The following is a 24878-nucleotide window of genomic DNA, read 5'->3' as shown; positions in this document are numbered from 1 at the left end:
AAATGAGTTAATGTAAGATTAATCAGTTTGATGTTTTTTAACATTTCTTTATTCATATAAATTATTACTTTTATTGGTTACAAAAAACAAAGTTTACGTTTTGGAAAATCAAAATTTTATTTATCAGAAACTGGAAGCTTTTATCCGAAAGTTTTATACCAATGAATTGATACGAGGAATCATTTTTTTTATTGGTTTAGGATTGTTGTATTTTCTATTTACGCTTTTTGTCGAATATTTTTTTTGGCTTAAGCCAATGGGAAGAACCATTTTATTTTGGGTTTTTGTGGGAGTGGAAGTGTACTTGTTGTCCCGATTTATTTTATTTCCAATATTTAAATTATTCAAACTCCAAAAAGGAATTGATTACAATCAGGCGTCGGCTATTATTGGAAATCATTTTACGGAAGTGAGCGACAAGTTGACGAATTTTCTGCAGTTATCAAATTCGGATAATCATCAGAATAAATCGGAATTGCTTGTGGCTTCGATTGAACAAAAAGCCAATGCGTTACAACCAATCCCTTTTGGGAAGGCCATAAACTTCAATACAAACCAGAAATATTTACCGTTAGCACTAATTCCTGTTTTGTTTTTTGCTTTCTTTTATTTTTCCGGTAACAGCAATGTGATTTCTCAAAGTTTGAATAGAGTAGTGCATTTCAATTCGGCTTTTTTACCTCCGGCTCCTTTTAAGTTTGTGGTTTTAAATTCGAATCTGCAAACGGAACAAGGAAAAGATTTTATACTTCAAGTCAAAACAGTAGGCAAAGTTGTTCCTGAGAATGTGATGATTTTCATTGGGGATGAAAGTTATTTTATGGAAAATACAAAAGGAGGGGAGTTTGAATTTAAAATTTTAAAACCTTCTGAAGCTGTTTTGTTCCACGTGGAGGGAAATGCGGTTTCTTCATCGGATTATGAATTGAAAGTGATTACGGTTCCGTCGATTGCTAATTTCGAAATGCAATTGAATTTTCCTTCTTATTTGAATAAAAAACCAGAGAACATCAAAGGAACCGGTAACGCCATTATTCCCGAAGGAACTCGTGTAATTTGGAAAATGGATACGCAAGCGACACAAAAAGTAGATTGGATGGACGGAAAGTCTAATATTCCCTTTTCGAAAACTGAGAACAGCTTTACTTTATCAAAAAATATACTTCAAAACACAGATTATCAAATTCTTACTTCGAATGACAAGGTTAAAAACTACGAAAAAGTGAATTATCAGCTTACAATTGTCAAAGATCAATTTCCAGCGATTACTGTGAACAATGCGCCAGACAGTTTGAAGGTGGGAAGGAACTATGTTTTAGGGCAAATCTCAGATGATTATGGATTGTCAAAACTTCAGATTGTGTATTACGAAAGAAACAAACCTCAGATTGCCAGACGTGGAACAATTGCTGTTAAAAAAGCTACAGTAGATCAATTTGTATTTTCGTTCCCAAGTAATCTTCCAGTTGAGCAAGGAGTGTCGTATGACTATTATTTTGAAGTGTATGACAACGATGCAATTCACCATTTTAAAAGCACAAAATCTTCTGTTTTCTCGAATCGTGTTTCTACGGATGAAGAGAAAGAAGATGAAGTTTTACAACAGCAAAATGATAATATTAATGGTTTAGAGAAGTCCTTAAAAAATCAAGACAAGCAAATAGCCGAAATTGAAAAAATACAAAAAACAGGAAAAGAAAAAGACAACCTTGAATTTAAAGATCAACAGAAAGTAAATGATTTCATCAAACGCCAAAAGCAGCAAGATGAAATGATGAAACAGTTTGCAGAGAAAATGAAAGATAATTTAGATAAATTCAAAACGGATGAAAAGGATAAGCTAAAAGAAGAGTTGCAAAAACGAATGGATAAAGTCGACAAGGATTTGGATAAAAATCAAAAGTTATTGGATGAGTTAAAAGAACTGAATGATAAAATTAAAAACGAAGAACTACTTTCGAAGTTAGATAAATTTAAGCAAAACAGTAAAAACCAAATTAAAAATTTAGAACAATTAGTTGAGTTGACTAAGAAGTATTATGTAGAAAAGAAAGCAGAACAATTAGGTGATAAACTAGACAAGCTTTCTGAAAAGCAAGATAAATTATCCGATGATGAAAAGGAAAACAAATTGGATAAACAAGAAAATATCAATGCTGATTTTGATAAGATTCAAGAAGATTTAAAAGATTTAGAAAAGGAAAATAAAGAATTGAAATCCCCGATGGATCTTCCTAAAGATGCCACTAAAGAAAAAAGTATCGACGAAGATTTAAAGAAAGCTTCAGAGGAATTGAAGAAAGACAATAAAGCGAAGGCTAAACCAAATCAAAAAAGCGCCTCGAAAAAGATGAAAGAGATGGCCGCAAAGATGGCACAAACTTTGGAAGGAAATGAGAAGGAAGAACTGCAAGAGGATGTTGCTATGTTGCGACAAATTCTGGACAATTTATTGGCATTTTCTTTGTCACAGGAAGATTTAATGAATCAGTTTAAAGGGCATAAAGCCGGTTCTCCAGGCTATAATAAAAACATTAAAATCCAACAGGATTTAAAACAGCAGTTCAAACATGTTGACGATAGTTTGTTTGCGATGTCTTTAAGAAACCCTATAATTGCCGAAGAGGTGACTAAAGAAATAGGCAACGTACATTACAATATTGACAAATCGCTAGAGAGTTTGTCCGATGCTATGGTTCCTAAAGGATTATCCCATCAGCAATATTCGATTGCTGCAGCCAATAAATTGGCTGATATGCTTAGCAATATGCTTAACACGATGCAAATGTCATTGTCTGGAGTGGGTTCAGGAAAGCCTAAGCCGGGTCAAGGACAAGGAATGCAATTGCCGGATATTATTAAAAAACAAGAGGGATTGGGAGAGAAGATGAAAGAAGGAATTAAGAAAGGTCCAAAACCTGGTGATGGCCCAAAAGGGGAAAGCGGGAAAGACGGAAAATCGGGTAAAGGCGAAAGTCAGGATGGTGATGGAGAAGGAGATGCCCAATCCATAATGGAGATTTATAAAGAACAAAAGCAGTTGCGTGAAGCTTTGCAAAATGAACTTAATAAAAAAGGTTTGGGGGGCAATGGACAAAGTGCTTTGGAACAAATGAAACAAATTGAAAAGCAATTATTAAACAAGGGATTTAAAAACGAAACACTTCAAAAGATTCTAAATGTAAAGCAGGAATTGTTAAAATTGAATACGGCGCTACAGCAACATGGAGAAGAAAATAAACGTCAATCTGAAACCAATAAAAAAGAGTTTAATAATCAATCTAATGCACTGCCAGCTGCTTTATTAGATTATTTGAATAGCATAGAAATATTAAATAGACAATCCTTACCTTTGCGGTCGAATTTTAATCAAAAGGTTCAAGAATATTTTAATAAAAAATGATCAATTTTAATTACGAAACCGACTTTACTTTAGACAAAGAAGAAGCTATTGCTTTGTGGCTGTCTAATGTTATTGCTTCCGAAAACAAGAAAGAGGGAGAGATAAACTACATCTTTTGCGACGATGAGTATTTGCATAAAATCAATCTTGAATACCTTAATCACGACACATTAACGGATATTATTAGTTTTGACTACACGATGGGGAATGAGCTAAGCGGTGATGTTTTTGTTTCTATCGAAAGAGTGAAAGACAATGCTGTTGATTTTAACGTCCCTTTTGAAGACGAATTGAAGCGTGTTTTAGTTCACGGAGTTTTACACTACTGTGGATATAAAGACAAAGGCGAGGCGGATGAATTTTTAATGCGCAGTAAAGAAGATGAAAAATTAGCGCTGTTCCACGTGGAACAGTAAACCTCTTTTAATATTTAAAGCCGAAGTGTTCCACGTGAAACATTTTTTTATTCGGCAGAATTGACAATACAATGTTTCACGTGGAACAAAATAAAAATAGATTTCAAAATTACAATCCGGAATATAATTGAAGGATTAAATCATACAAGAAGATGTTTCTAGATGAATATGATGTGATAGTTGTTGGCGCAGGACATGCCGGTTCTGAGGCTGCTGCCGCTGCCGCAAATTTGGGTTCGAAAACCTTATTGGTGACAATGAGTTTGCAGAATATAGCCCAGATGTCCTGCAACCCTGCGATGGGCGGAATTGCCAAAGGACAAATTGTGCGCGAGATTGATGCATTGGGTGGTTACTCGGGAATTGTTTCTGACAGAACTGCTATTCAGTTCAAGATGCTGAATAAGTCCAAAGGACCTGCGATGTGGTCGCCGCGTGTTCAAAGTGACCGTATGCGTTTTGCTGAGGAATGGAGAATGATGTTGGAAGGAACTCCAAATCTTGATTTTTATCAAGAGATGGTGAAAGGTTTGATTATTGAAAACGGAAAAATAAAAGGGATTCGCACTTCGTTAGGAGTGGAGATTCGGTCCAAATCGGTTGTGTTGACCAATGGAACTTTCCTGAATGGCTTGATTCATATTGGTGAAAAACAATTTGGTGGAGGAAGAGCAGGCGAGAGTGCTGCTTATGGAATTACCGAAGATTTAGTGAATGCAGGTTTTCAAGCAGGAAGAATGAAAACAGGAACGCCTCCAAGAGTGGATGGACGTTCTTTGGATTATTCGAAAATGAACGAGGAAAAGGGAGATACTAAGCCGGATAAATTTTCTTATTCGGATGTAACATCACCGTTGGTTATTCAAAAATCATGTCATATGACGTATACGTCTCTTGATGTGCATGATATTTTGAGAGAAGGTTTTGATCGTTCTCCGATGTTTAACGGTAGAATAAAAAGTCTTGGACCAAGATATTGCCCATCAATTGAAGATAAAATTAATCGTTTTGCTGATAAAGAAAGACACCAATTATTTGTTGAGCCGGAAGGATGGAATACGTGTGAGGTTTATGTAAATGGTTTTTCAACGTCACTTCCTGAGGATATTCAATTTAAAGCATTGCGTTCTGTTGTGGGATTTGAGAAAGTAAAATTCTTTCGTCCAGGTTATGCAATCGAATACGATTATTTTCCGCCGACACAATTAAAACATACTTTGGAAACAAAGCTTGTTGAAGGATTGTATTTCGCCGGACAAATAAACGGAACAACCGGATATGAAGAAGCAGCTTCTCAAGGGTTAATGGCTGGTATCAATGCGCATTTAAAAGTGCATGAAAAAGCCCCGTTAATTTTAAAAAGAGATGAAGCGTATATCGGAGTTTTAATTGATGACTTAATTACTAAAGGGACGGAAGAGCCGTATAGAATGTTTACCTCTCGTGCGGAATATAGAACGTTGCTTCGTCAGGATAATGCTGATTTTAGGTTAACACCAATGTCGCATGAAATTGGTCTAGCTTCTGAAGCACGTTTGCGTAGAATGGAACATAAACTGAATGAATCTGAAAAAATGGTGGCTTTCTTCAAAGAAACGAGTGTTTCGATTGCGGAAGCAAATCCTATTTTGGAATCAAAAAATACGGCACTCATTACACAAGGCGATAAAATGTTTAAAGTTTTTTCTCGTCCCCAAATTGATTTGGATGACATGATGAAGTTTGAAAAGGTTGTGGAGTACGTTGCGGCAAATGATGTAGACCAAGAAATTTTAGAACAAGCCGAAATTCAAGTGAAGTATTCTGGTTATATTGAAAAAGAAAGAAACAACGCGGATAAATTGCTTCGATTGGAAGATGTAAAAATCCCTGAGAATTTTGATTACGATAAAATCAAATCGATGTCAATTGAAGCAAAACAAAAATTAAGCAAGATTCGCCCTGTAACCATTTCTCAAGCATCAAGGATTAGCGGTGTTTCGCCAAGTGATGTTTCGGTGTTGTTGATTTATATGGGACGGTAGGATTGTAGATTTTTGATTAACGATTTTGATTGCAGATTTGCAAAAGATCAGAAATCGTTAATCTTAAATCAATTTGTTCCACGTGAAACAAAATCAAATTTGAATAATATATAAAGGGATTCAGCTGCAAACTGCGACTGAAAACTGAAAACTAATAATATGGATATTTCAAACAAAAAGCATTTTTTAAACGTTAAAGATTATTCCGTTTCTCAAGAAACATTTGATTTGTATCACGACGAAGCGTTGGATATGTTAATCACGCATCCGCAACCCAGTTTAGAAAATTTAGGGAAGTATTACGAAAGCGTGGATTACATTTCCCATACGGACAGTAAACGGTCTTTGTTTGAAAAAGCATATCATTTTGTAAAAAGCATCGCGCTAAAAAACAAGCTGAATTTAATCAATTCGCTACAACCGAATAAAGGAAGCATTTTAGATATTGGCGCAGGAACTGGAGATTTTTTATCAGTGGCCAAAGAAAACGGATGGCATACCATAGGAATCGAGCCAAGTGATAAAGCTAAAGCGATTGCCAAACAGAAAGGAGTTTCATTTGTTGGAGAAACCAGCGTATTAGAAAGTCATTCTTTTGATGTCATTTCGATGTGGCATGTTCTAGAACACATTCCTGATTTAGACGAGCAACTCAAAGAATTAAAACGATTATTAAAACCAAACGGAACTCTAATAATTGCGGTTCCAAATTTCAAATCTTTCGATGCAAAATATTACGGGAAGTTTTGGGCAGCTTATGATGTGCCGATTCATTTTTGGCATTTTTCGAAAAAGGCAATAAAAATGCTTTTCGAAAAAGAAGATATGAAATTAGTAAAAGTGCTTCCTATGAAATTTGATTCTTATTATGTGAGCTTACTTTCCGAAAAATACAAAACGGGAAAAATGAATTTCATTAAAGCCTTTTTTATCGGATTACAATCCAATTGGGAGGCGAAGAGTGATTTTGAGTATTCTTCACATATTTACATTCTGAAAAACAGCTAAAAAGTGTTTTAAGCGTATTTAAGCGACGTTTTTTAGGCGAATTGAAGTGTTTGTCGGATTTTTAAACTAATTCGTTTATTTAAAAGATATGAAGTCTGTTTTTAATAGTCACAAATTATACAGTTGTCAATTATAATAATAAAATCTTATATCATAAATATTTTGCATTTTTCAAACTTTATGTCAATGCTATCAATTTTTTTATATTTTTGTCACCAATAGTAAAAACTAGAAACTCACCAAAATGAAACCAGAAGATTCACGAATACAAAAAAATAAATATTAAAAACATGAGTAAAAAAGCATTAGTAATTATCGCACTTTCAATTTCACTTGTATCTTGTAACAAACCGGCAGCGGAAGTTAAGGAAGTAAAAACAGCTTACGTAGATACTTCAGTGTTGATGAAAGAATATACAGAAGCAAAAGATCTAGAAGCAAAATATAAAGCTAAATCGGAAGAGAAAGGAAGACAGCTAGAAGCTGAAATTAATCGTTTCAAACAAGAAGCAGCAGGTTTTCAAGCACAGGCGCAGGCTAATGGTCAAGCTTGGGCACAACAAAAAGGAGCTGAATTGCAAAAAAGAGAGCAACAATTAGGTGCTGCGCAACAACAATTAGCACAAGAGCTGCAACAAGAAAGCGGAAAAGAAATGGATTCGTTGGTTAGCGGTGTAAAAAAATTCATCAAAACCTACGGTAAAGAAAAAGGATACTCTTACATCTACGGAACGGGCGACGCAGCTTCAATTTTGTATGCAGAAGACAAATATGATATCACAAAAGAAATCATTAAAGAATTGAACGACAAATACAAATCTGCAACTCCAAAAGAAGTAGAAGTTAAAAAATAATTTTTCAGATTAATTCAAATGAATGCCTTCGTCTAAAATTTAGATTGAAGGCATTTTTTTTGAAGCAATTTCCCGCTATTCACTATAAACGTAGTTCACGGAACTCCAATTAAAATAAAAGTATAGTGAAGTAATCTCTCGTTTAGAAAGCGTTTTTTCTTACCCATAAAAGGAGCTTCCTGCGGTTGCTATTTTCTGGTGAGAAAAAATTACTTTCTAAATCTCGAGGATTTCCGCTGCTATCGGGGCTAAAAAATTGTGGAATCAAGACATAAATTGTCTTCCAAAAATTAAAATATGAATCCTATTTTCAATACTTTAGCTTTATATATATACGCCTAATGCAAACAATTTCTGAAGCCGCCGCCTACACCTTACGATTCATCAATCAAACCCATCGATCCGTTTTCCTTACCGGAAAAGCAGGAACTGGAAAGACCACCCTTTTACGGGAAATTATCCAAACTACGCACAAGAATACCGTCGTTGTTGCGCCTACGGGAATTGCCGCGTTAAATGCGGGCGGTGTAACGATACATTCTATGTTTCAGTTGCCGTTTGGAGGATTTATTCCCGATAATTCTTCGCCTCAATTTTCTGAAAGTACGAAATTTGAAACCAAAGCTACTTTGCGCAGGCATTTCAAAATGAGCGGTTTGAAGAAATCCGTTATTCGCAATATGGAATTGTTGGTAATTGATGAAGTCAGTATGCTTCGCGCTGATTTATTGGACGCCATGGATTACATGATGCAAACCGTCCGTAAAAAAAGCAGCCCTTTTGGTGGCGTTCAAGTATTGTTTATTGGTGATTTATTGCAATTGCCTCCTGTAATTCGGGATGAAGAATGGAGAACGCTAAAAACCTATTACAAAGGGAAATTCTTTTTTCATTCCCATGTTGTACAACAAAATCCACCGTTATACATTGAATTATCTAAAATTTTTCGTCAGACGGATGATACTTTTATTGCAGTTTTAAACAACCTGCGAAACAACCAAATTACTCAAGAAGATATTCTGACTTTAAATCAATACGTAAAACCGGATTTCGATTTAAAAGCGAATAAAGGGTATATCACCTTAACTACACATAACGCCAAAGCTGACACGATGAATGCGCAGGCTTTGGAAGATCTAGAAGGAAAGTTAGTGGTTTATAAACCAGAAATTGTGGGAGACTTTCCAGAAAAAATATTCCCTGTTGAAGATCAATTAAAGTTAAAAGTAGGAGCACAAATCATGTTCGTCAAAAACGATTTGTCTTTTGATAAGAACTATTTCAACGGAAAAATGGGGATTGTCAAATCACTTTCGAGCCATGAAATTTTGGTTCATTTTCCAGAAGAAAACAAAACCATAGAAGTTGAAAAATACGAATGGCAGAATATACGCTACAAAGTAGACGAAATGACTAAAGAAATTGAAGAAGAGGTTTTAGGAACTTTTGTTCATTATCCGATAAAATTAGCTTGGGCAATAACGGTTCACAAAAGCCAAGGATTAACGTTTGACAAAGCTGCACTCGATGTTTCGCAAGTTTTTCTTCCAGGACAAGCATATGTGGCGTTGTCGCGTTTGCGCTCGTTAGAAGGGCTTATTTTGCTTTCTCCGTTGCGAATGAATGGGATTTCTAATGATCAGGACGTGATGGATTATTCACTCAATAAAGCTTCGGATTCATTTTTAGAAAATGCACTGCACTTTGAAACTAAGAATTTCATCCATAATTATTTGATTAACAGCTTCGATTGGGGCGATTTGGCTCAGGAATGGCGTAATCATAGATTCAGCTATTCGGAAAAATCAGAAAGTTCAGAGAAATCCAAACATGCGGTGTGGGCCAAAAAGCAAACGGAAGTCATCGAACAACTTTTGGATCCATCCAAAAAATTCATATCCCAATTAAATAAATTGTTTAGTCAGGAAACCGCTGATTTAAACCATATTTCGGAAAGAATACAAGCGGCATTTGCTTATTTTCTAGAGCCAATGGATGATTTGGTTTTTGAAATCCTTTGGAAACTGGAAGAAGTAAAACGTATCAAGAAAGTAAAAGCCTTTTATGATGAATTAATAGTTTTGGAAGAATTGCAGTCCAAAGCCGTTTTGCGATTAATGAAAGCCAAATTATTAATTGAAACCGTTGTTGCTGGTGAAACCATCTCAAAAGAGAAATTGACTTCATCAGAAATTAAAAATTACATCAGCCGAAAAACGGAAGCGATTCAAAATCAATTCAAGAAATTGAATATCACGTTGATTGATGACGATAAAGATATTGAGCGTTATACCTCAAAAAAGAAATCAGATAAAAAAGAATCTAAGAAATCTACCGTTCAGGAAACCTATGAATTGTGGCTGGAGAAAAATTCGGTGGCCGAAATCGCTGCCATCAGAAAACTGACCATACAAACTATCGACGGGCATTTAGTGCGGCTTATTCAAGCCGGAACCATTATGATTACCGATGTTTTGCCGGAAGATAAGCTACGGGAACTAGCGGAAGCTTTTAGAGGCTATAAAGAAGAGTCTTTGAATAATTTGAAGGAGCAAGTAGGCGAGAAGTTTACTTGGGATGAACTGAAAATGTTCAAAGCGAGTTTGAATTAAAGAGTGAAGACGGTTCTTCTTTAGTGATCGAATTATTCTATACATTTGTAAAATAAATATTACTAAACAGTTGGGTATAAAAATCTTAAATCTATGAAAAAACTATTCCTTTTATTCTTCGTGCTTTTTATTTCATTTTCTTTTGGACAAACTAAAAAGAAAGAAATTGTTTCTAATCCTTCGGTAGTTGAAGATAAAATCCGCATTGTCAAAGGGAATCCAAATTATGACGCTAAAATAACAATAGACCCGGTAAATGCAGCACAAGCTGTAGTAAATGATGACAATGTTATTTACACTAAAGGACGAGTGGAAGTACATCCAGAATTTCCTAGAGGAATAGAAAAATTTTATGCTTTCGTGGCTAAGAACTATAAAATGCCTGATGAAGAAGGACTCAATGGTACAGTGTTTGTTATTTTTGTAGTTGAAAAAGATGGTCAATTAACTGATATTAAAATTCTTAAGGATATTGGCTATGGAACAGGTAAAGAAGCTATAAGAGTTTTAAAACTTTCTTCAAAATGGAAACCAGCTGAACTAAATGGAAAAAAAGTAAGATGTTCCTATAGTTTGCCGATTACACTTCCTAATCCTCAAGAAGTAATTTATGTTAAGTAAAAAACATAACAAAATTTGCCAGTCATTGCGTTTGTTTTCAGTGTAGATTTTTTTTAGGCTATTATTAGTAAAAAATAGGCTTTCAATACCTAAAAAAAAAACCTATTCAAATCGAATAGGTTTTTTTGTATTTATAATGATTGAATTAATATCCAAGCTTCTGGATTGTGTTTTTTCTGAATTTCAGATTGTGCTTTTTGCGCTTCTGTAAAATTAGAATAACTTCCGTAGAGTACAGGAAACAAGCCGTGTTTATTCGGAGCAATGCGACGGGCTTTGTATCCTAAATGAATTAATTGATTAAATGTCTTATCTGCGTTTTTTTCTTCTCTATAAACACCAGCCATAATGTGATACGGCATTTTTACTTCCTTAACGGCTGATTTAACTGATAAGGTTACAGCTGGTACTGGGCTTTTGATAAAAAAAGTAGCTTCCTGGATTTTATTTTGCACTTGTTTTTGAACAGCAGTTTCAACAAGCATTGTTTCTGCAGCAATTTGGTTTTGGTAAATAGAATATCCAACACTTCCTGTAAGACCTAATCCCAATACAAAAATCGCTGCATATTTTAAATATGGACTTGCTGTTCTTGTTTCAGGAACCAATTGAATTGTTTCTTTTTCTTCGATTGCTTCCAACTCTTTTTCAAAGATTTCTCTTTTTACAAGAGGAGAAACAAATGGAGCTAAACCGAATGAACTTGACAAATAATTGGTTTGATCGTAAGGGGTGAAAACCAAATTATTATCGGCATTCAAACAAAGATCGCCTATGTTTTTTAAAGAAAAAATGTTGTTTTCTTCTAATGTTTTTTTCCAAGTAAAAACTTCATACTGAATAGCGCTTACGGCATATTCATAAGATGTTTTTTCAGACTGAGCAATATGATTCGCTAATAAGCCATCATTATTCTTTAGATTAGCATTAAAAGAAATCATTTTTTTTGGAGGAGAAAATGAATTCGTGCTTTCATTGAGTTGAGCCGACTGAGTTTCGGTCAAAAAAGCTCCGAATCCCGGAACGGTTACACATTGATAACGGTATAAAAGCTGCGCGATGTATAGTTCGATTTTCATACTTACAAAGTTATACAACGAAAATAGTTATCAAAATTTTATTCACAATTTTTATTAACAATCCGCTTTATATTTTATACATTTCACTCACAAACGATTAGCATGAAAGAACAAGATTTATTTTATTTATTGGCGTTGCAAAGAGTAGAAGGGGTTGGCGATATTATGGCCAAAAAACTAATTACGCATTGCGGAAACGCCGAAGAAGTCTTTAATACAAAAACAGGGCAACTCGCCGCCATTGATGGTGTGGGTTCTATGTTGCTGAAAAATTTAAAGGACAAATCAGTTTTCGAAAAAGCCAATCAGGAGCTTGATTTTATAAAATCCAATGACATTAATGCCGTATATTTTCAAGATGAAAGATATCCCGAACGGTTGAAACATTGTATTGATGGACCGCTTTTATTATTCACATCCGGGAATATCAACTTAAAAAACAAAAAAATAATCAGTATTGTTGGGACACGTCAAATCACTTCTTATGGGATAGAATTCTGTAGAAAACTGATTGAAGATTTAGCACCACTCGATCCCATAATCGTAAGTGGCTTTGCTTACGGTGTTGATATCGTGGCGCATCAACTGGCAATGGAACATGATTTACAAACGATTGGAGTTGTAGCCCATGGTTTGAACCAAATTTACCCTAAAACCCATAAAAAATATGTTGCCAAAGTAGAACAAAACGGTGGTTTTATGACCGAGTTTTGGAGTTCCTCGAACCCGGACAAAGAAAATTTTGTACGAAGAAACAGAATCGTTGCAGGCATGACCGAAGCGACTATCGTAATAGAATCAGCCGATAGAGGAGGTTCGTTAATTACGGCAAATATGGCCAATGATTACAACCGTGATGTTTTTGCCGTTCCGGGACGTGTTACCGATAAATACAGCCAAGGTTGCAACAATCTGATTAAAACCCAAAAAGCAAATTTGCTCACCAGCGCCGCCGATTTGATTTATATCTTGAATTGGGATATTCAAAAAGAGTCAAAACCAGTACAAAAACAATTGTTTGTGACTTTAGAAGAAGATGAACAAAAAGTGTATGATTACCTTTTAAAAACCGGAAAAGAGTTAATGGATATTATCGCCTTGCGTTGTGATTTTCCAATTTATAAGATTTCAGGAATGTTGTTGAATATGGAATTGAAAGGGGTGATTCGGCCTTTGCCGGGGAAATTGTTTGAGGCGATTTAGTCCGTCCGGATAGGACTTTTATTTTTAAACACCAAACCCCAGTTTTTCTCTCACTTTATTCAAAACCCCATTGGCTACAACTGTAGCTTTTTGGGCACCAATTTTTAACAATGCGTCAACTTCTGGAAGGTTGTTCATGTAGTAATTATATTTTTCTCTTTCGGTTTTGAATGTTTCTGTGATCAATTCAAATAAAGCCTGTTTGGCGTGACCGTAACCGTAATTTCCACCCAAATAATTGGCTTTCATAATAGCTAGTTGTTCTTCATTTGCTAATAAAGAATAAATAGCAAAAGCATTACACGTATCTGGATTCTTAGGTTCTTCAAGCGGCGTACTGTCGGTTTCGATGCTCATTACTTGTTTACGCAACGCTTTGTCGTCTAAGAAAATATTGATAATATTATTGGCAGATTTACTCATTTTCCCACCATTGGTTCCGGGAATAAGCATGCTGTCTTCTTGAATTTTGGCTTCAGGAATTACAAAAGTTTCGCCCATTTGGTGGTTGAAGCGAGACGCTACATCGCGTGTAATTTCAAGGTGTTGCAATTGGTCTTTTCCTACGGGAACAAACTCGGCATCGTATAATAAAATATCGGCAGCCATCAACATAGGATAGGAGAACAAACCAGCATTGACATCTTCCAGTCTGTCTGCTTTATCTTTGAAAGAATGTGCTAATGTCAAGCGTTGAAAAGGAAAAAAACAACTTAAATACCAAGACAATTCCGCTGTTTGCGGTACATCAGATTGTCTGTAGAAAACTACTTTGTCTACATTCAAGCCACAAGCCAACCATGCTGCAGCAGTGCTGTAGGTGTTTGCTCTTAAAGTTTCTCCGTTTTTTATTTGCGTTATGGAATGTAAATCGGCAATGAAAAGAAACGATTGGTTTTCTGGATTATTCGATAATGTGATTGCGGGAATGATTGCGCCGAGTAAATTTCCTAAATGTGGAGTTCCTGTACTTTGAACGCCTGTAAGTATTTTTGCCATTATATTTTTTTCTTGACCGCAAAGTTCGCAAAGATTTTCGCAAATTTTGCAAGGTTTTCTAAGTTTTTCTGTTACTGATCGTTTTCAAATTTAATTCTTTTAAAAATATTAACATAGGATTCCTTATTTTTGACCTTATGAGAGGAATAAAAATTATTTTATGGTCGTTATGGCGAGTATGGTTTTATGTTTTAATGGCCATTCCTATACTGGTGATGTTTCCTTTTCTGGTTTTGTCAATCCTGACGGAAAGCGGTTATCCTTATTTTTTTAAGATGGCTCGTATTTGGGCAAAATTCATTCTTTTTGGAATGGGATTTTATTACAAGATAGATAAAAATCAAGAATTGGAATCTCATAAAAGTTATATGATAGTGGCTAATCATACTTCTATGACTGATATTATGCTAATGCTCGCTACAATTAAAAACCCTTTTGTTTTTGTAGGTAAAAAAGAACTTTCAAAAATTCCTTTGTTTGGATTTTTCTATAAAAGAACCTGTATTCTGGTGGATAGAAATTGTTCTAAAAGTAAAATGGGAGTTTTTAATCGGGCACAAAAAAGAATAAATCAAGGACTGAGTATTTGTATTTTCCCTGAAGGTGGCATTCCGGATGATGAATCCGTTATATTGGATACTTTTAAAGATGGCGCTTTCCGATTGGCAATAGAACATGAAATACCAATTGTCCCTATTACTTTTGCGGACAATAAAAAAAGATTTTCTTATAAATTTTTTAGTGGAAGCCCTGGACTTATGCGGGTTAAAATACATGCACATGTGGAAACTTTGGGCAAAAAATGTGTAGACCGGAAAGAAATTCGGGAAGAAGTTCGGGAGACAATTTATAGTCAATTAATAGTATTTGATAAAACTAAAAAGTATAACTTATACCAGAGTATAAGCCAATAAAAACAGGTTTATAATCTCCGGAGTTTTTCGAATAGGTATTCAATTGATATTTAACCATAGGTTCTAAATTAATTTGAAATGATTTTACAAATTGGTACTTAAATCCCAAACCAACATTGGTGCTAAAATGGATTTCGTTCAAATTTGTTGCTTCTCCTAATTTCAAATTAGTGTTAGAAGAAACTAACGATATTTTATTCTGATTTAAAAATAAGGTGCTTATTCCTGCAATAACGGTAATGCCAAACTTCTTGTTTAAAACCGCATACGAAAGCTCCAACGGTACTTCATAATAACCCATTTTCTGATTTATGGAGCCAGTATTTGTCTTTTGCAACCCTTTTTCAAAAGTGTTTAGCGTATTAAGAGCAGCTTCGTTTTTAATTTCAATTAATTGGTTTGAACTATAATTAATATTCGCCAAATTCTTGTTAGACAAACCAGCAGAATAGACCACGTTATTAGTGTTGTATCCTAACGTAAGCTTGTTAATACCTGTTCGTAAGGCAATTTTTTTGGAAACAGCATAATTTACCCCAATACCAAAACTTAGACTGTTATCGGCCGTCTTTTGGTTTTCTGAGAATTTAGGATCAATGGCTGATCCACCAGAATTTGAATTCAGATACACTGCGGCAACATTCGGAACAATTTGCCATTTGTTTTTGTTATTAAGAACTACACTTTGTTTTTCAGATGCTTTCTTTTTTAGAATTTCCTCTAATTCGTTTGGAGATTCCGGAATAATTGAAGGTTGTTTTTTAGATTCTATTGCAGTAATTTTAGTCTCCTCATTCGCTTGTGGTACTTTTTTTTCTAAAACCTGATTTTGAATGTTCTCAAACGTGTTTGGGTTTATTTCACTTTTTTTATCCGCAATTAATGAGCTGTAATTGATTGCATCGTTATGTGCTTTAGTTTGTCTTAGCGGTGGATGATTTTTTGAGAAATAAAGGTTAGTATTATTTTGATTTTTCTTTTTGTCAGCAATGGTTTTTGATGGAGTAAAAGTTGTAGTTTCTTTTTCATGGTTTATAAGGATTTTGGGGTTAGTTATTACTATTTGTTGGCTATTTTTTATCTCGAATGGTTTTCTCTCTTTTTCAATTTTATTTGGAATTAACTTGTTATGATTGGATTTTTTGTCTAAAGTTTTCGTGTCTAAAACGATACTATTTTTAGTTTCAGTATTCGTTTTGAAAATCATGTTTAAAGCAAATAAACCCAAAATAAAAGCAGCGGCAATTCCTGAAAATCGCATCCAAAACGGAATTATTTTTCGTTCTTTTTCCTTTTTCTTTAAAGCCGTTTCTATGTTTATCCAAACTTGATCGTTTGGTTCTGCTTCAAAATCTTTGAATCTTTCTTGAAACAGTCGGTCTATGTTTTTTTTATCGTTCATTTTGCCAATGACTTTATTTCAATTCTTGTATATGCTTCTATTTTCTCTTTTAAAATCAACCGTGCCCTGGCAAGATTGGATTTTGTGGTCCCTGTTGTTATTTTAAGCATTTCTGCGACCTCTTTATGAGAATACCCATCGAGAACATAGAGGCTGAATACTAATCTATATTGATCAGGTAATTCTTGGATGATTCGCATTAGATATTCAATTGGAATATTCTCGTCATCAATTTCAATAGCTGTATCAGGAATATTTTCATTGATAACCTCCATATACCGGACACCTTTGTATTTTTGGAGTGCATTGTTTATCATTATTCTTTTGGCCCAACCTTCAAAAGATCCTTTGCCGCTAAACTGGTCTATTTTTCTGAAAATAATTAAAAAACCATCTTGTAAATTGTCCTGGGCATCAGCATAATTACTGGAATACTTCAAGCATACCCCAAAAAACTTTTTAGAAAACAATTGATACAATTGTTCTTGAGCTTTGGAGCAACTTTTTTTACAGTCATTAATTATTTGATCTAATCCCACAGAATTTATTCTATTTGTTAGTTGACTACAGGAACTTCTACTTCTTCAAAAAGTTCTGTACCAGCGGCATCTTTTCCTTTATAAAATTTAAAAATATAAGAACCGGTATTTGTTACATAAAAATTAAAAGAAACCTCTGACGGTACCGCCATGGATTGTATACAAGCCGAATTGTTGTTTATCGCTGCCTGAATCGCTACAGTTCTCTTATTTAGGTCTTTACTATAATAGATGCCTTGAAATAAATGACACTCATTAGGTTTTGTGTATTTTAATTTTATTTCATACGTATTTCCCAATGTAAATTTTTCGGGTAAGGTATAACTGTCTACAGGAAGGACTTCATAGGTGTATGAATCTTGATTGTCATCATCAAGTGTGCATCCTGTCAGGGTTGTAATTAGTAGAATAAACAGGGCAAATTTTTTCATTTTTTTCATTTTATAAATTTAATACTATTCCGCTTCATCAAATGAGGCTGTTTTTTAAATAGATATAAATTTTTGAAAAAGGTTGCGTGTAAAAATAAAAAAACCCGAAAATTATTCGGGTTTTAGTTTTTATGCTTCTGCTAATTCTTTTATTCTGGCTTTAATTTTTTCCTCTAATTCATCCGCTAATTCCGGATTGTCTTTTATTAAAGACTTAACAGCATCACGGCCTTGCCCTAATTTAGTTTCACCATAACTGAACCAAGATCCCGCTTTTTTGATGATTTCAAATTCTACTGCAAGATCTAAAATTTCTCCTGTTTTTGAAATTCCTTCACCATACATGATGTCAAATTCCGCGATTTTAAATGGCGGAGCGACTTTGTTTTTCACCACTTTTACTTTGGTTCTGTTTCCAAGTACATTATCACCATCTTTTATTTGAGTAGAACGACGGATGTCTAAACGAACCGAAGCGTAAAACTTCAATGCATTTCCTCCCGTTGTAGTTTCCGGATTACCGAACATTACCCCAATTTTCTCTCTTAACTGGTTAATAAAGAAAACGGTACAATGCGTTTTACTGATGGTTCCTGTTAATTTACGCAATGCCTGAGACATCAAACGCGCATGAAGACCCATTTTAGAATCTCCCATTTCACCTTCGATTTCACTTTTTGGAGTCAAAGCAGCAACCGAGTCAATTACAACAATGTCAATTGCACCTGAACGAATCAAGTTTTCAGCAATTTCTAGAGCTTGTTCTCCATTATCTGGTTGAGAAATGATTAGGTTTTCGATATCTACGCCCAATTTCTCTGCATAATTTCTATCGAAAGCGTGTTCCGCATCAATAAAAGCAGCAATTCCACCTGCTTTTTGAGCCTCAGCAATGGCATGAAGCGTCAAAGTTGTTTTTCCAGATGATTCCGGACCGTATATTTCAATTATTCTTCCTCTTGGATAGCCTCCAACTCCTAATGCCAAATCGATTCCTAAAGATCCGGAAGAAATAGTTTCTACTTCCTCAATGGCTTTATCCCCCATTTTCATTACGGTTCCTTTTCCGTACGTTTTGTCTAGTTTGTCAAGCGTAAGTTGTAGCGCTTTTAATTTGGATTCTTTCTCTGTACTCATCTTCTCTTTTACCTTTTCTTTCATCTATTTGTATTATTTTATAACTGTAAGAAACTGACAGGGTGACTAATTATCCTGAAAATTTCGTTTATGTTAGAACATTTATTTTCGTAAAAATACTTCTTTTTTCTATGTAAATTTTCTCTTTCAAGAATATTTTTAAATCTAAATTTTAATAAAAAATAACAAGCTAATATAAGATTATTATTGAAACAATGCCTTCAATTCTGTAGCGTCGTGTGGGTTCATCTTTCCCGCTAAAACTAAACTCAGCTGTTTTCGTCGTAATGCTGCATCAAAACGTTGTTTTTCCAGTTCTGTTTCTGGCACTATTTGTGGTACTTCTACAGGTCTTCCGGTATCATCAACAGCAACAAAAGTATAAATAGCCTCATTGGCTTTGGTGCGGTTTCCTGATTGTCGGTCTTCTACCCAAACATCAATAAATATTTCCATTGAACTTTTGAAAGCTCTTGAGACTTTGGCCTCGACATTTACAACACTTCCCAGTGGAATAGCTCTGTTAAACGCCACGTGATTTACGGATGCGGTCACTGTTATTCTTCGGGAATGTCTTCCGGCTGCAATACTTGCTGCACGATCCATTCGGGCTAATAATTCGCCACCAAAAAGATTATTCAAAGGATTAGTTTCGCTCGGTAAAACCAAATCGGTTAATATCGTAAGGGATTCTGAAGGATGTTTTGGAGTCATTTTTCTGTATAAAAAGTAATTATTTTTTTGAAGTAGTGTTGTTTTAGTTTAACCAATAAACGGCCAATATAGCGGGTATAAAATAGATAACAATCGTTCTGGCTCCATCATAATCTTTGGCTAATCGTTGTCCAAAAAGCAACATCAATAAAGTGATACAAGAGAAAACCGCTCCGTAAAACCCAAATATTCTTCCATTGTTTACCAATAATTCGATGCAACCAACCACACATAAAATACCGGAGATTAATTCTAAAACTAAAATATTGAGTAAAGCCAATGGCACTTGATTTTTTAATGGTGTTTTAGCAAAATGACCTTTTAACCATTCAACATTATCTTTCCAATAAAATAGTTTGTCGTAACCGGATTGGAGAAAAGTAATTGCCAGAAAAATTAAAATTAAAATAGAAGTAATGTTGTTCATGTTTTTATTTTTTGTGAATTAAACGGGTTAGTTTTATAGATAAATCGGTTAAAATAATTTTAGCATTTCCGTTGCGTTCAATATGATACATGGCATCCGAAAGTTCTTTAAAAATATCATTTATATTGTTGCCATTTACAAAAGGGGCAAAATTCTCCAGTTTGAATTTCTCCACTTGTGGTTCCATGTAAACTAAGCTTTCCGTTTGATAATTCAACAACAAGGCCTGACGGAACATATCGATACAAAAGTGTAAAAATTTCTTTTGGGTCTCTCTTCCTAAACTGGCAATTTGCTCGCTCCATTGAATCAAATCCTGAATGGCTGCCGCATTTCCTTTGGCTCTAAAAGCGGCTCGGACCCAGTCAACAAACCATTTTTCGAAAAAAACAGATTCGCTGTCCGGTTGTAATAATTGCAATGCTTTGTTATAATTTCCTTGTGCTTGATGTGCTATTTTTACAGCCGTTTTAGATTCTATATTCTCTCTTGAAACTAAAGCTTCTGAGATGACTTTTTCGCTCAAACCATTAAAATGCAACACTTGGCATCGGGAACGAATGGTTTGAATGATATCTTCTTCATTTTCTGAAATCAAGATGAAAACCGTTCTGTCCGTAGGTTCTTCGAGTAGTTTCAATAATTTATTGGAAGCGGCACTATTCAATTTATCGGCCATCCAAATAATCATTACTTTGTAGCCGCCTTCGTAGGATTTTAAAGCGAGCGATTTCAGGATTTCCTGAGCATCATCTACCCTTATTTCTCCTTGCTTGTTTTTAACGCCTAAAATTTGATACCAATCAAATAGACTTCCGTACGGATTTTGGTTTAAAAACTCCCGCCATTCCGTGATAAAATCGATACTTTTTGGTTTCGTTTTTACATCTTCGGTACTTACGGTTGGGTAAATAAAATGCAAATCAGGATGGGATGTTTTTTGGAATTTGATGTTGCAAGCTTCGTTTGAACCCGAATTTTCTGAGTTTTGATTGCTGCAGATGATGTATTGTGCATAAGCAATTGCGATGGGTAAAGTGCCACTTCCTTCAGGACCAACAAATAATTGCGCATGGGGAATTCGGCCCAAATCAGCACTTTTTGTCAAATGATTTTTAATGTGTTCTTGTCCTAAAATTTCTGAAAATTGCATGAAGCAAAGATAGCAGAAAATGGTTTAGTCTAAAATTTTAGGATGCAAAGTTTCAGGAAAAGTAACGTTATAAATGACATTGTGGAAGTGCCTTTTTTAGGGTGAAAATTTAACTTTTTTTAGGGATAAAAGAGCTTAAAATGAATAAAAAAGGTAATTATTTGTGAAAATTTAACAGTTTCAATTTGTTGACGTGTAGGTTTAATATTAATAAATGAAAAATTAGTTTGAGAAAATTAAATTTTCTTTTCACAAGCTTTAATAATACAGTGAGAAAGTGTTAATCCCAATAATATCACTTGTGTAATGAAAAATTAAAGCATCCGATGAAACGCAAATTTATTCGTTATAATACGTTTTTTTTTATATTTTGTAATCTTTTGTAATCAAAAAAAATATTGGCAAAGTTGCATTTTGAGTTTTATTGTATATTTTTGTTTAATAAATTAACGGGTAAATTCAAATTATGAAAGGGAAAATTATTTTTTTCAGTGTGTGTTTTTTGTTAGCGACAGGTGTGGTTTCAGCACAAGATAAAAACGCTCCTAAAAGTATTATTAGCACAAATGCTTTAATAAAAAAATACCATGACCAGAAAGAGTTGCAAGGGATGAAAAAAGGAGAATTATTAGAACTTTATATTGAACGTATAAAAGTTCTGGTAAAAACATTGCCCTACATTGCTTTGGCTACAAAACCAGGAGTTACTATGACTGATCTGGGAATTCCAAATGATGCAGATAATAGAAAAATATTAGCTGATCAAGTGGAAAGTACTACAAGTTTTCTTGATGTAACCGTTGCGTTTCAAAGGAGAATGGTGCCTTATTCAGATACAGATAATTTAGTGGCAGCAATTCTATTTTATGAAAATACTTTGAAATCATTACATGAATTCAATGATATGTAAGGATTACTTTAATTCCTTATTAATGTTCATTTACAAGTGATTTAGAATATTGCAGCGATAATTGAATATTAATTTTTTTTAGACTAGTTATCGATGTATTCTGAGGGGGTTCGAATAACTCATAACGTGTTTTTTTAATTTTATTAATTCAAATAGTTTCTAAGATCAATATTTAAATCTTTTAATCATGAAAAACTTTACTCAAAGTATATGGATATTCTTTTTAGTGGTTTGTGGAATGAATGCACAGCAAGAAAAAGGAATAACAGGTTCTAGTAACTGGTTAAATAATTGGACAGAATTTAAGCCTAACAAAACTGATTACGGTGAAGCAAATCAAATATTGGCTGGTAATATTACTGTAAATACAAAACTATACAAGAAAAACATTTACATATTACAGGGAAATGTTTACGTGACAAATAACGCGACTCTTACCATAGAACCAGGTACTGTAATAATTGGGGATTTTGAATCTAGCGCAGCTCTTATTGTCACTAAAGGTGCTACTCTTATTGCCGAAGGTTTAGAGACTGATCCAATTGTTTTTACTTCTAACAGAAGTGTAAAAAAGGCAGGAGATTGGGGAGGAATAGTTATACTGGGAGATGCACCGACTAATAAATTTGGAAATGTTTCCTCTATAAATTTTGATTTAGATAATTCTTTGACTTTTTATGGAGGGACTAATACAAGCAGTAATTCGGGTATTTTAAAATTTGTAAGAATAGAATTTGCTGGAAAAAAAATTAAAGGTTTAGGAAATTTCAATGCGTTATTATTAGCGGGTGTAGGTAACAAAACAATATTAGAAAACATAATGATAAGTTATTCAGCGGGTGATTCTTTTGAAATATTTGGCGGAGAACTTTATTTGAATAAGATGGTTTCTTTTAAATCAAGTAGTGATGATTATAAATTTAATTTTGGAACACAATGCCGAATTGATAATTCGTTAGCAATTCGTTCTTCTTATTTAACAAGCAATACAGGCTCTCGATGTATAGATGTTGCTTCTTATGATAAAAAAGAAGAAGTGGATTTTACTAAAAAACAAACATTGGTTACCGCAACCAATTTAACATTGATTAATAATAGCGAAAATATAAGTGCCGATATTCAATCAGGCTTAGTTAAGGAAGCCATATATATTGCAGAAAATGCTAATATCGAATTTAGAAGAAGTGTTATTTCTGGTTTTAACCCCGCAGTATTATTGAATAATAAAATTGAAATTAATGGAGAGAATTTAAAAAAAATAAAATTTGAAGCGATGTATTTTAATTTTTGCAAAGGAAATATTTTCACAGAATATAACTCCAATAACGAAGATTTAGAAAATTGGTACGGCAATAGTGCATTCTCTAATGTGTATTCTCAAAGTGATAATAAGGAAACATTTATTGACCTCATAAATGAAAAAAAGCCGGACTTTAGATTGCGAATTGCAAAAATAACAGCATTAAATCATTAAAATAACTATTGTTTTCGTGTGATTTTATCTCAAACACAAAAGTTTAAATAATGAAGTGGCTATTTGTTATGTTTATGAATGCTATTAAATAAAGAATACATGCGGAATGACTACTATTGTAAATAAATATTTTTTTTATTTTTTATTTTTGGCTTTACCTTTAACTAATAGTGTAAAAGCTCAGATAGTTATAGGAACTCCTTCTTTATCGTTTAGTCAAATCTGTGCTAATTCCTCGTTTAATACTTTTAACGTAACTTTTTCTTTTTCACCAGTTGCGGGTTTGAATTCGGCAAATCAATTTATAGTAGAACTATCAGATCCAAACGGAAGTTTTACCAGTCCCACTGTTGTTTTTACCTCTGGCGCGGGTACTGTTACCGTTTCTCCAGCAACTTTAACTTTTCCGGTACCAACTACAACTGCCGGGGAAAAATATAGACTGAGAATAAGAAGTACAAGTCCTGCGGCTATAAGTCCTAATTCTATTGCTTTTTCGGCCTATTATAAAGCTCAGGATACCCCATTTTCTATTAACAATTTTATTGCAACTGCCACTTATTGCTCTGGTGGGAGTTATGTTTTAACGATAGATAATCCCGGAATAGGATCAAACGATTCCCCATTAAAATACCCTTCATTAACCTATAATTGGTTTAAGGAACCGAGTTTAACTCCTATAGCTACAGGGCAAAGTTTAAGCGTGAACCAACCCGGAAAATATTATGTTGAGACCAATTATGGTTCTTGTACTTCAGATTCCTATTCCAACAGGGTAACCGTAAATGAGGCTACTTCTTCGGCTCCAACCACAATAACTTCCAGTCTTGGGAATCCTTTTTGTTCAAGTTCAGGTGCTACGACATTGACGACGTCAGCAGGAAATAGTTATCAATGGTATAAAAACAATGTGGCTATATCAGGAGCAACAAGCCAAACGTATGCAACCAATCAGATAGGGGCCTATTCAGTAGCTGTCAATTTTGGTAGTTGTGTGGCTAATGCTGCTATCAATTTACAAAATTATCAATTCACCAGCAGTATCAATGTTCCCGATACAAATACTATTTCGCCGGATGAAACTCTGGCAGTAATTGTAACCACATCTGCTTCGAATCCTGATTATAAATGGTATCTCAATGGCGCTATTATTCCAGATGCCACAGGAAATACTTATGATGTGAAAAGTAAAGGAAGCTATAAGGTTGTAATTACTCAAACTACAGGATGCGGTACTTCAAGTGAATTTCCTTTTACGGTAAACGCGACAGTTGATCCCAATTCATTTCCAGATGTTGTAAACATACCAAATTTAATAAGTCCTAACGACGATGGCATAAATGACACTTGGATTATTCCTCAAGAATATATAAGCGGAACAAATACTGAAGTGTTATTATTGAGTTCTCAGGGAGAAATAGTGCTTAAAACAAATGATTATCAAAATAATTGGCCCGAAAACAAATTGGATTTTAAAAATGTCAATCAAGTGTATTATTACATAATAACCACCCAAGACAAAAAAGTAAAAAAGGGTTCAATAACGGTGTTAAAATAA

General features: G+C 34.2%; 21 protein-coding genes. 12 read left to right on the top strand and 9 right to left on the bottom strand.

Annotated features, from left to right (window positions below; genetic code table 11):
* Positions 1–100: 100 nt before the first annotated feature.
* The 7 genes from ACM55M_RS01845 to ACM55M_RS01815 all read left to right on the top strand — a co-directional run bounded on the left by ACM55M_RS01845 (position 101) and on the right by ACM55M_RS01815 (position 10938).
* Positions 101–3403, top strand: a complete 3303-nt coding sequence (locus ACM55M_RS01845) for a hypothetical protein (protein ID WP_416855771.1) — start codon at positions 101–103, stop codon at positions 3401–3403.
* On the top strand, positions 3400–3819 hold the full coding sequence (gene ybeY / locus ACM55M_RS01840) for an rRNA maturation RNase YbeY (protein ID WP_416855770.1): 420 nt from the start codon (positions 3400–3402) through the stop codon (positions 3817–3819). Before ACM55M_RS01845 ends, ybeY begins: the two co-directional genes overlap by 4 nt.
* 152 nt (positions 3820–3971) lie before the next feature.
* Positions 3972–5843: a tRNA uridine-5-carboxymethylaminomethyl(34) synthesis enzyme MnmG gene (mnmG, locus tag ACM55M_RS01835; RefSeq protein ID WP_416855768.1), complete on the top strand. Its 1872-nt coding sequence runs from the start codon at positions 3972–3974 to the stop codon at positions 5841–5843.
* A gap of 159 nt (positions 5844–6002) precedes the next feature.
* Entirely contained in the window at positions 6003–6851 is an 849-nt protein-coding gene (locus ACM55M_RS01830) for a class I SAM-dependent methyltransferase (RefSeq protein WP_416855767.1), read from the top strand.
* Positions 6852–7141: 290 nt separating this feature from the next.
* Positions 7142–7705 (top strand): OmpH/Skp family outer membrane protein, encoded by a 564-nt coding sequence (locus ACM55M_RS01825; protein ID WP_416855766.1) that lies wholly within the window; start codon positions 7142–7144, stop codon positions 7703–7705.
* A 341-nt stretch (positions 7706–8046) separates the two neighbouring features.
* Positions 8047–10317: a helix-turn-helix domain-containing protein gene (locus ACM55M_RS01820; protein ID WP_416855765.1), complete on the top strand. Its 2271-nt coding sequence runs from the start codon at positions 8047–8049 to the stop codon at positions 10315–10317.
* 93 nt (positions 10318–10410) lie between these two features.
* Positions 10411–10938 (top strand): energy transducer TonB, encoded by a 528-nt coding sequence (locus ACM55M_RS01815; protein ID WP_416855764.1) that lies wholly within the window; start codon positions 10411–10413, stop codon positions 10936–10938.
* A 131-nt stretch (positions 10939–11069) separates the two neighbouring features.
* Here ACM55M_RS01815 and ACM55M_RS01810 read toward each other — a convergent pair whose 3' ends face one another.
* Positions 11070–12017 carry an HU domain-containing protein gene (locus tag ACM55M_RS01810; RefSeq protein WP_416855763.1) on the bottom strand — a complete coding sequence of 316 codons (948 nt, stop codon included), beginning with the start codon at positions 12015–12017 and terminating at the stop codon, positions 11070–11072.
* A gap of 102 nt (positions 12018–12119) precedes the next feature.
* Between ACM55M_RS01810 and dprA the strand changes: the two genes are divergently transcribed.
* Positions 12120–13220: a DNA-processing protein DprA gene (gene dprA / locus ACM55M_RS01805; protein WP_416855762.1), complete on the top strand. Its 1101-nt coding sequence runs from the start codon at positions 12120–12122 to the stop codon at positions 13218–13220.
* Positions 13221–13244: 24 nt separating this feature from the next.
* Here dprA and trpS read toward each other — a convergent pair whose 3' ends face one another.
* Positions 13245–14219, bottom strand: a complete 975-nt coding sequence (gene trpS / locus ACM55M_RS01800) for a tryptophan--tRNA ligase (protein ID WP_416855761.1) — start codon at positions 14217–14219, stop codon at positions 13245–13247.
* Positions 14220–14356: 137 nt separating this feature from the next.
* Between trpS and ACM55M_RS01795 the strand changes: the two genes are divergently transcribed.
* Positions 14357–15133 (top strand): lysophospholipid acyltransferase family protein, encoded by a 777-nt coding sequence (locus ACM55M_RS01795; protein ID WP_416855759.1) that lies wholly within the window; start codon positions 14357–14359, stop codon positions 15131–15133.
* On the opposite strand, the gene ACM55M_RS01790 is transcribed toward ACM55M_RS01795, so the two are convergent.
* The 7 genes from ACM55M_RS01790 to ACM55M_RS01760 all read right to left on the bottom strand — a co-directional run bounded on the left by ACM55M_RS01790 (position 15096) and on the right by ACM55M_RS01760 (position 20936).
* On the bottom strand, positions 15096–16535 hold the full coding sequence (locus ACM55M_RS01790) for a hypothetical protein (protein ID WP_416855758.1): 1440 nt from the start codon (positions 16533–16535) through the stop codon (positions 15096–15098). The two genes, ACM55M_RS01795 and ACM55M_RS01790, sit on opposite strands and share 38 nt — an antisense overlap.
* The gene (locus tag ACM55M_RS01785) at positions 16532–17074 is read right to left on the bottom strand and encodes an RNA polymerase sigma factor (RefSeq protein ID WP_416855757.1); all 543 of its coding nucleotides are present in this window, start codon (positions 17072–17074) and stop codon (positions 16532–16534) included. Before ACM55M_RS01785 ends, ACM55M_RS01790 begins: the two co-directional genes overlap by 4 nt.
* 17 nt (positions 17075–17091) lie before the next feature.
* Complete coding sequence (locus ACM55M_RS01780) at positions 17092–17505, bottom strand: hypothetical protein (protein ID WP_416855756.1); 414 nt, start codon at positions 17503–17505, stop codon at positions 17092–17094.
* A gap of 129 nt (positions 17506–17634) precedes the next feature.
* On the bottom strand, positions 17635–18642 hold the full coding sequence (gene recA / locus ACM55M_RS01775) for a recombinase RecA (protein ID WP_035674074.1): 1008 nt from the start codon (positions 18640–18642) through the stop codon (positions 17635–17637).
* Between the two features lie 204 nt (positions 18643–18846).
* Positions 18847–19356, bottom strand: coding sequence for an acyl-CoA thioesterase (locus ACM55M_RS01770; protein ID WP_416855755.1), 510 nt, complete (start codon positions 19354–19356; stop codon positions 18847–18849).
* A gap of 43 nt (positions 19357–19399) precedes the next feature.
* Positions 19400–19783: a DoxX family membrane protein gene (locus tag ACM55M_RS01765; protein ID WP_416855754.1), complete on the bottom strand. Its 384-nt coding sequence runs from the start codon at positions 19781–19783 to the stop codon at positions 19400–19402.
* 4 nt (positions 19784–19787) lie between these two features.
* Positions 19788–20936, bottom strand: coding sequence for a DNA polymerase III subunit (locus ACM55M_RS01760; protein WP_416855753.1), 1149 nt, complete (start codon positions 20934–20936; stop codon positions 19788–19790).
* Between the two features lie 466 nt (positions 20937–21402).
* Here ACM55M_RS01760 and ACM55M_RS01755 point away from each other — a divergent pair, with 466 nt between their 5' ends.
* The 3 genes from ACM55M_RS01755 to ACM55M_RS01745 all read left to right on the top strand — a co-directional run bounded on the left by ACM55M_RS01755 (position 21403) and on the right by ACM55M_RS01745 (position 24878).
* The gene (locus ACM55M_RS01755) at positions 21403–21846 is read left to right on the top strand and encodes a hypothetical protein (RefSeq protein ID WP_416855751.1); all 444 of its coding nucleotides are present in this window, start codon (positions 21403–21405) and stop codon (positions 21844–21846) included.
* A 187-nt stretch (positions 21847–22033) separates the two neighbouring features.
* On the top strand, positions 22034–23320 hold the full coding sequence (locus tag ACM55M_RS01750) for a hypothetical protein (RefSeq protein WP_416855749.1): 1287 nt from the start codon (positions 22034–22036) through the stop codon (positions 23318–23320).
* Between the two features lie 106 nt (positions 23321–23426).
* Positions 23427–24878, top strand: a complete 1452-nt coding sequence (locus ACM55M_RS01745) for a T9SS type B sorting domain-containing protein (protein WP_416855748.1) — start codon at positions 23427–23429, stop codon at positions 24876–24878.

The organism is Flavobacterium galactosi (assembly GCF_048158585.1).
In the GTDB taxonomy this organism is placed as follows: domain Bacteria; phylum Bacteroidota; class Bacteroidia; order Flavobacteriales; family Flavobacteriaceae; genus Flavobacterium; species Flavobacterium galactosi.
This window is presented reverse-complemented; position numbering and strand designations above follow the sequence as displayed.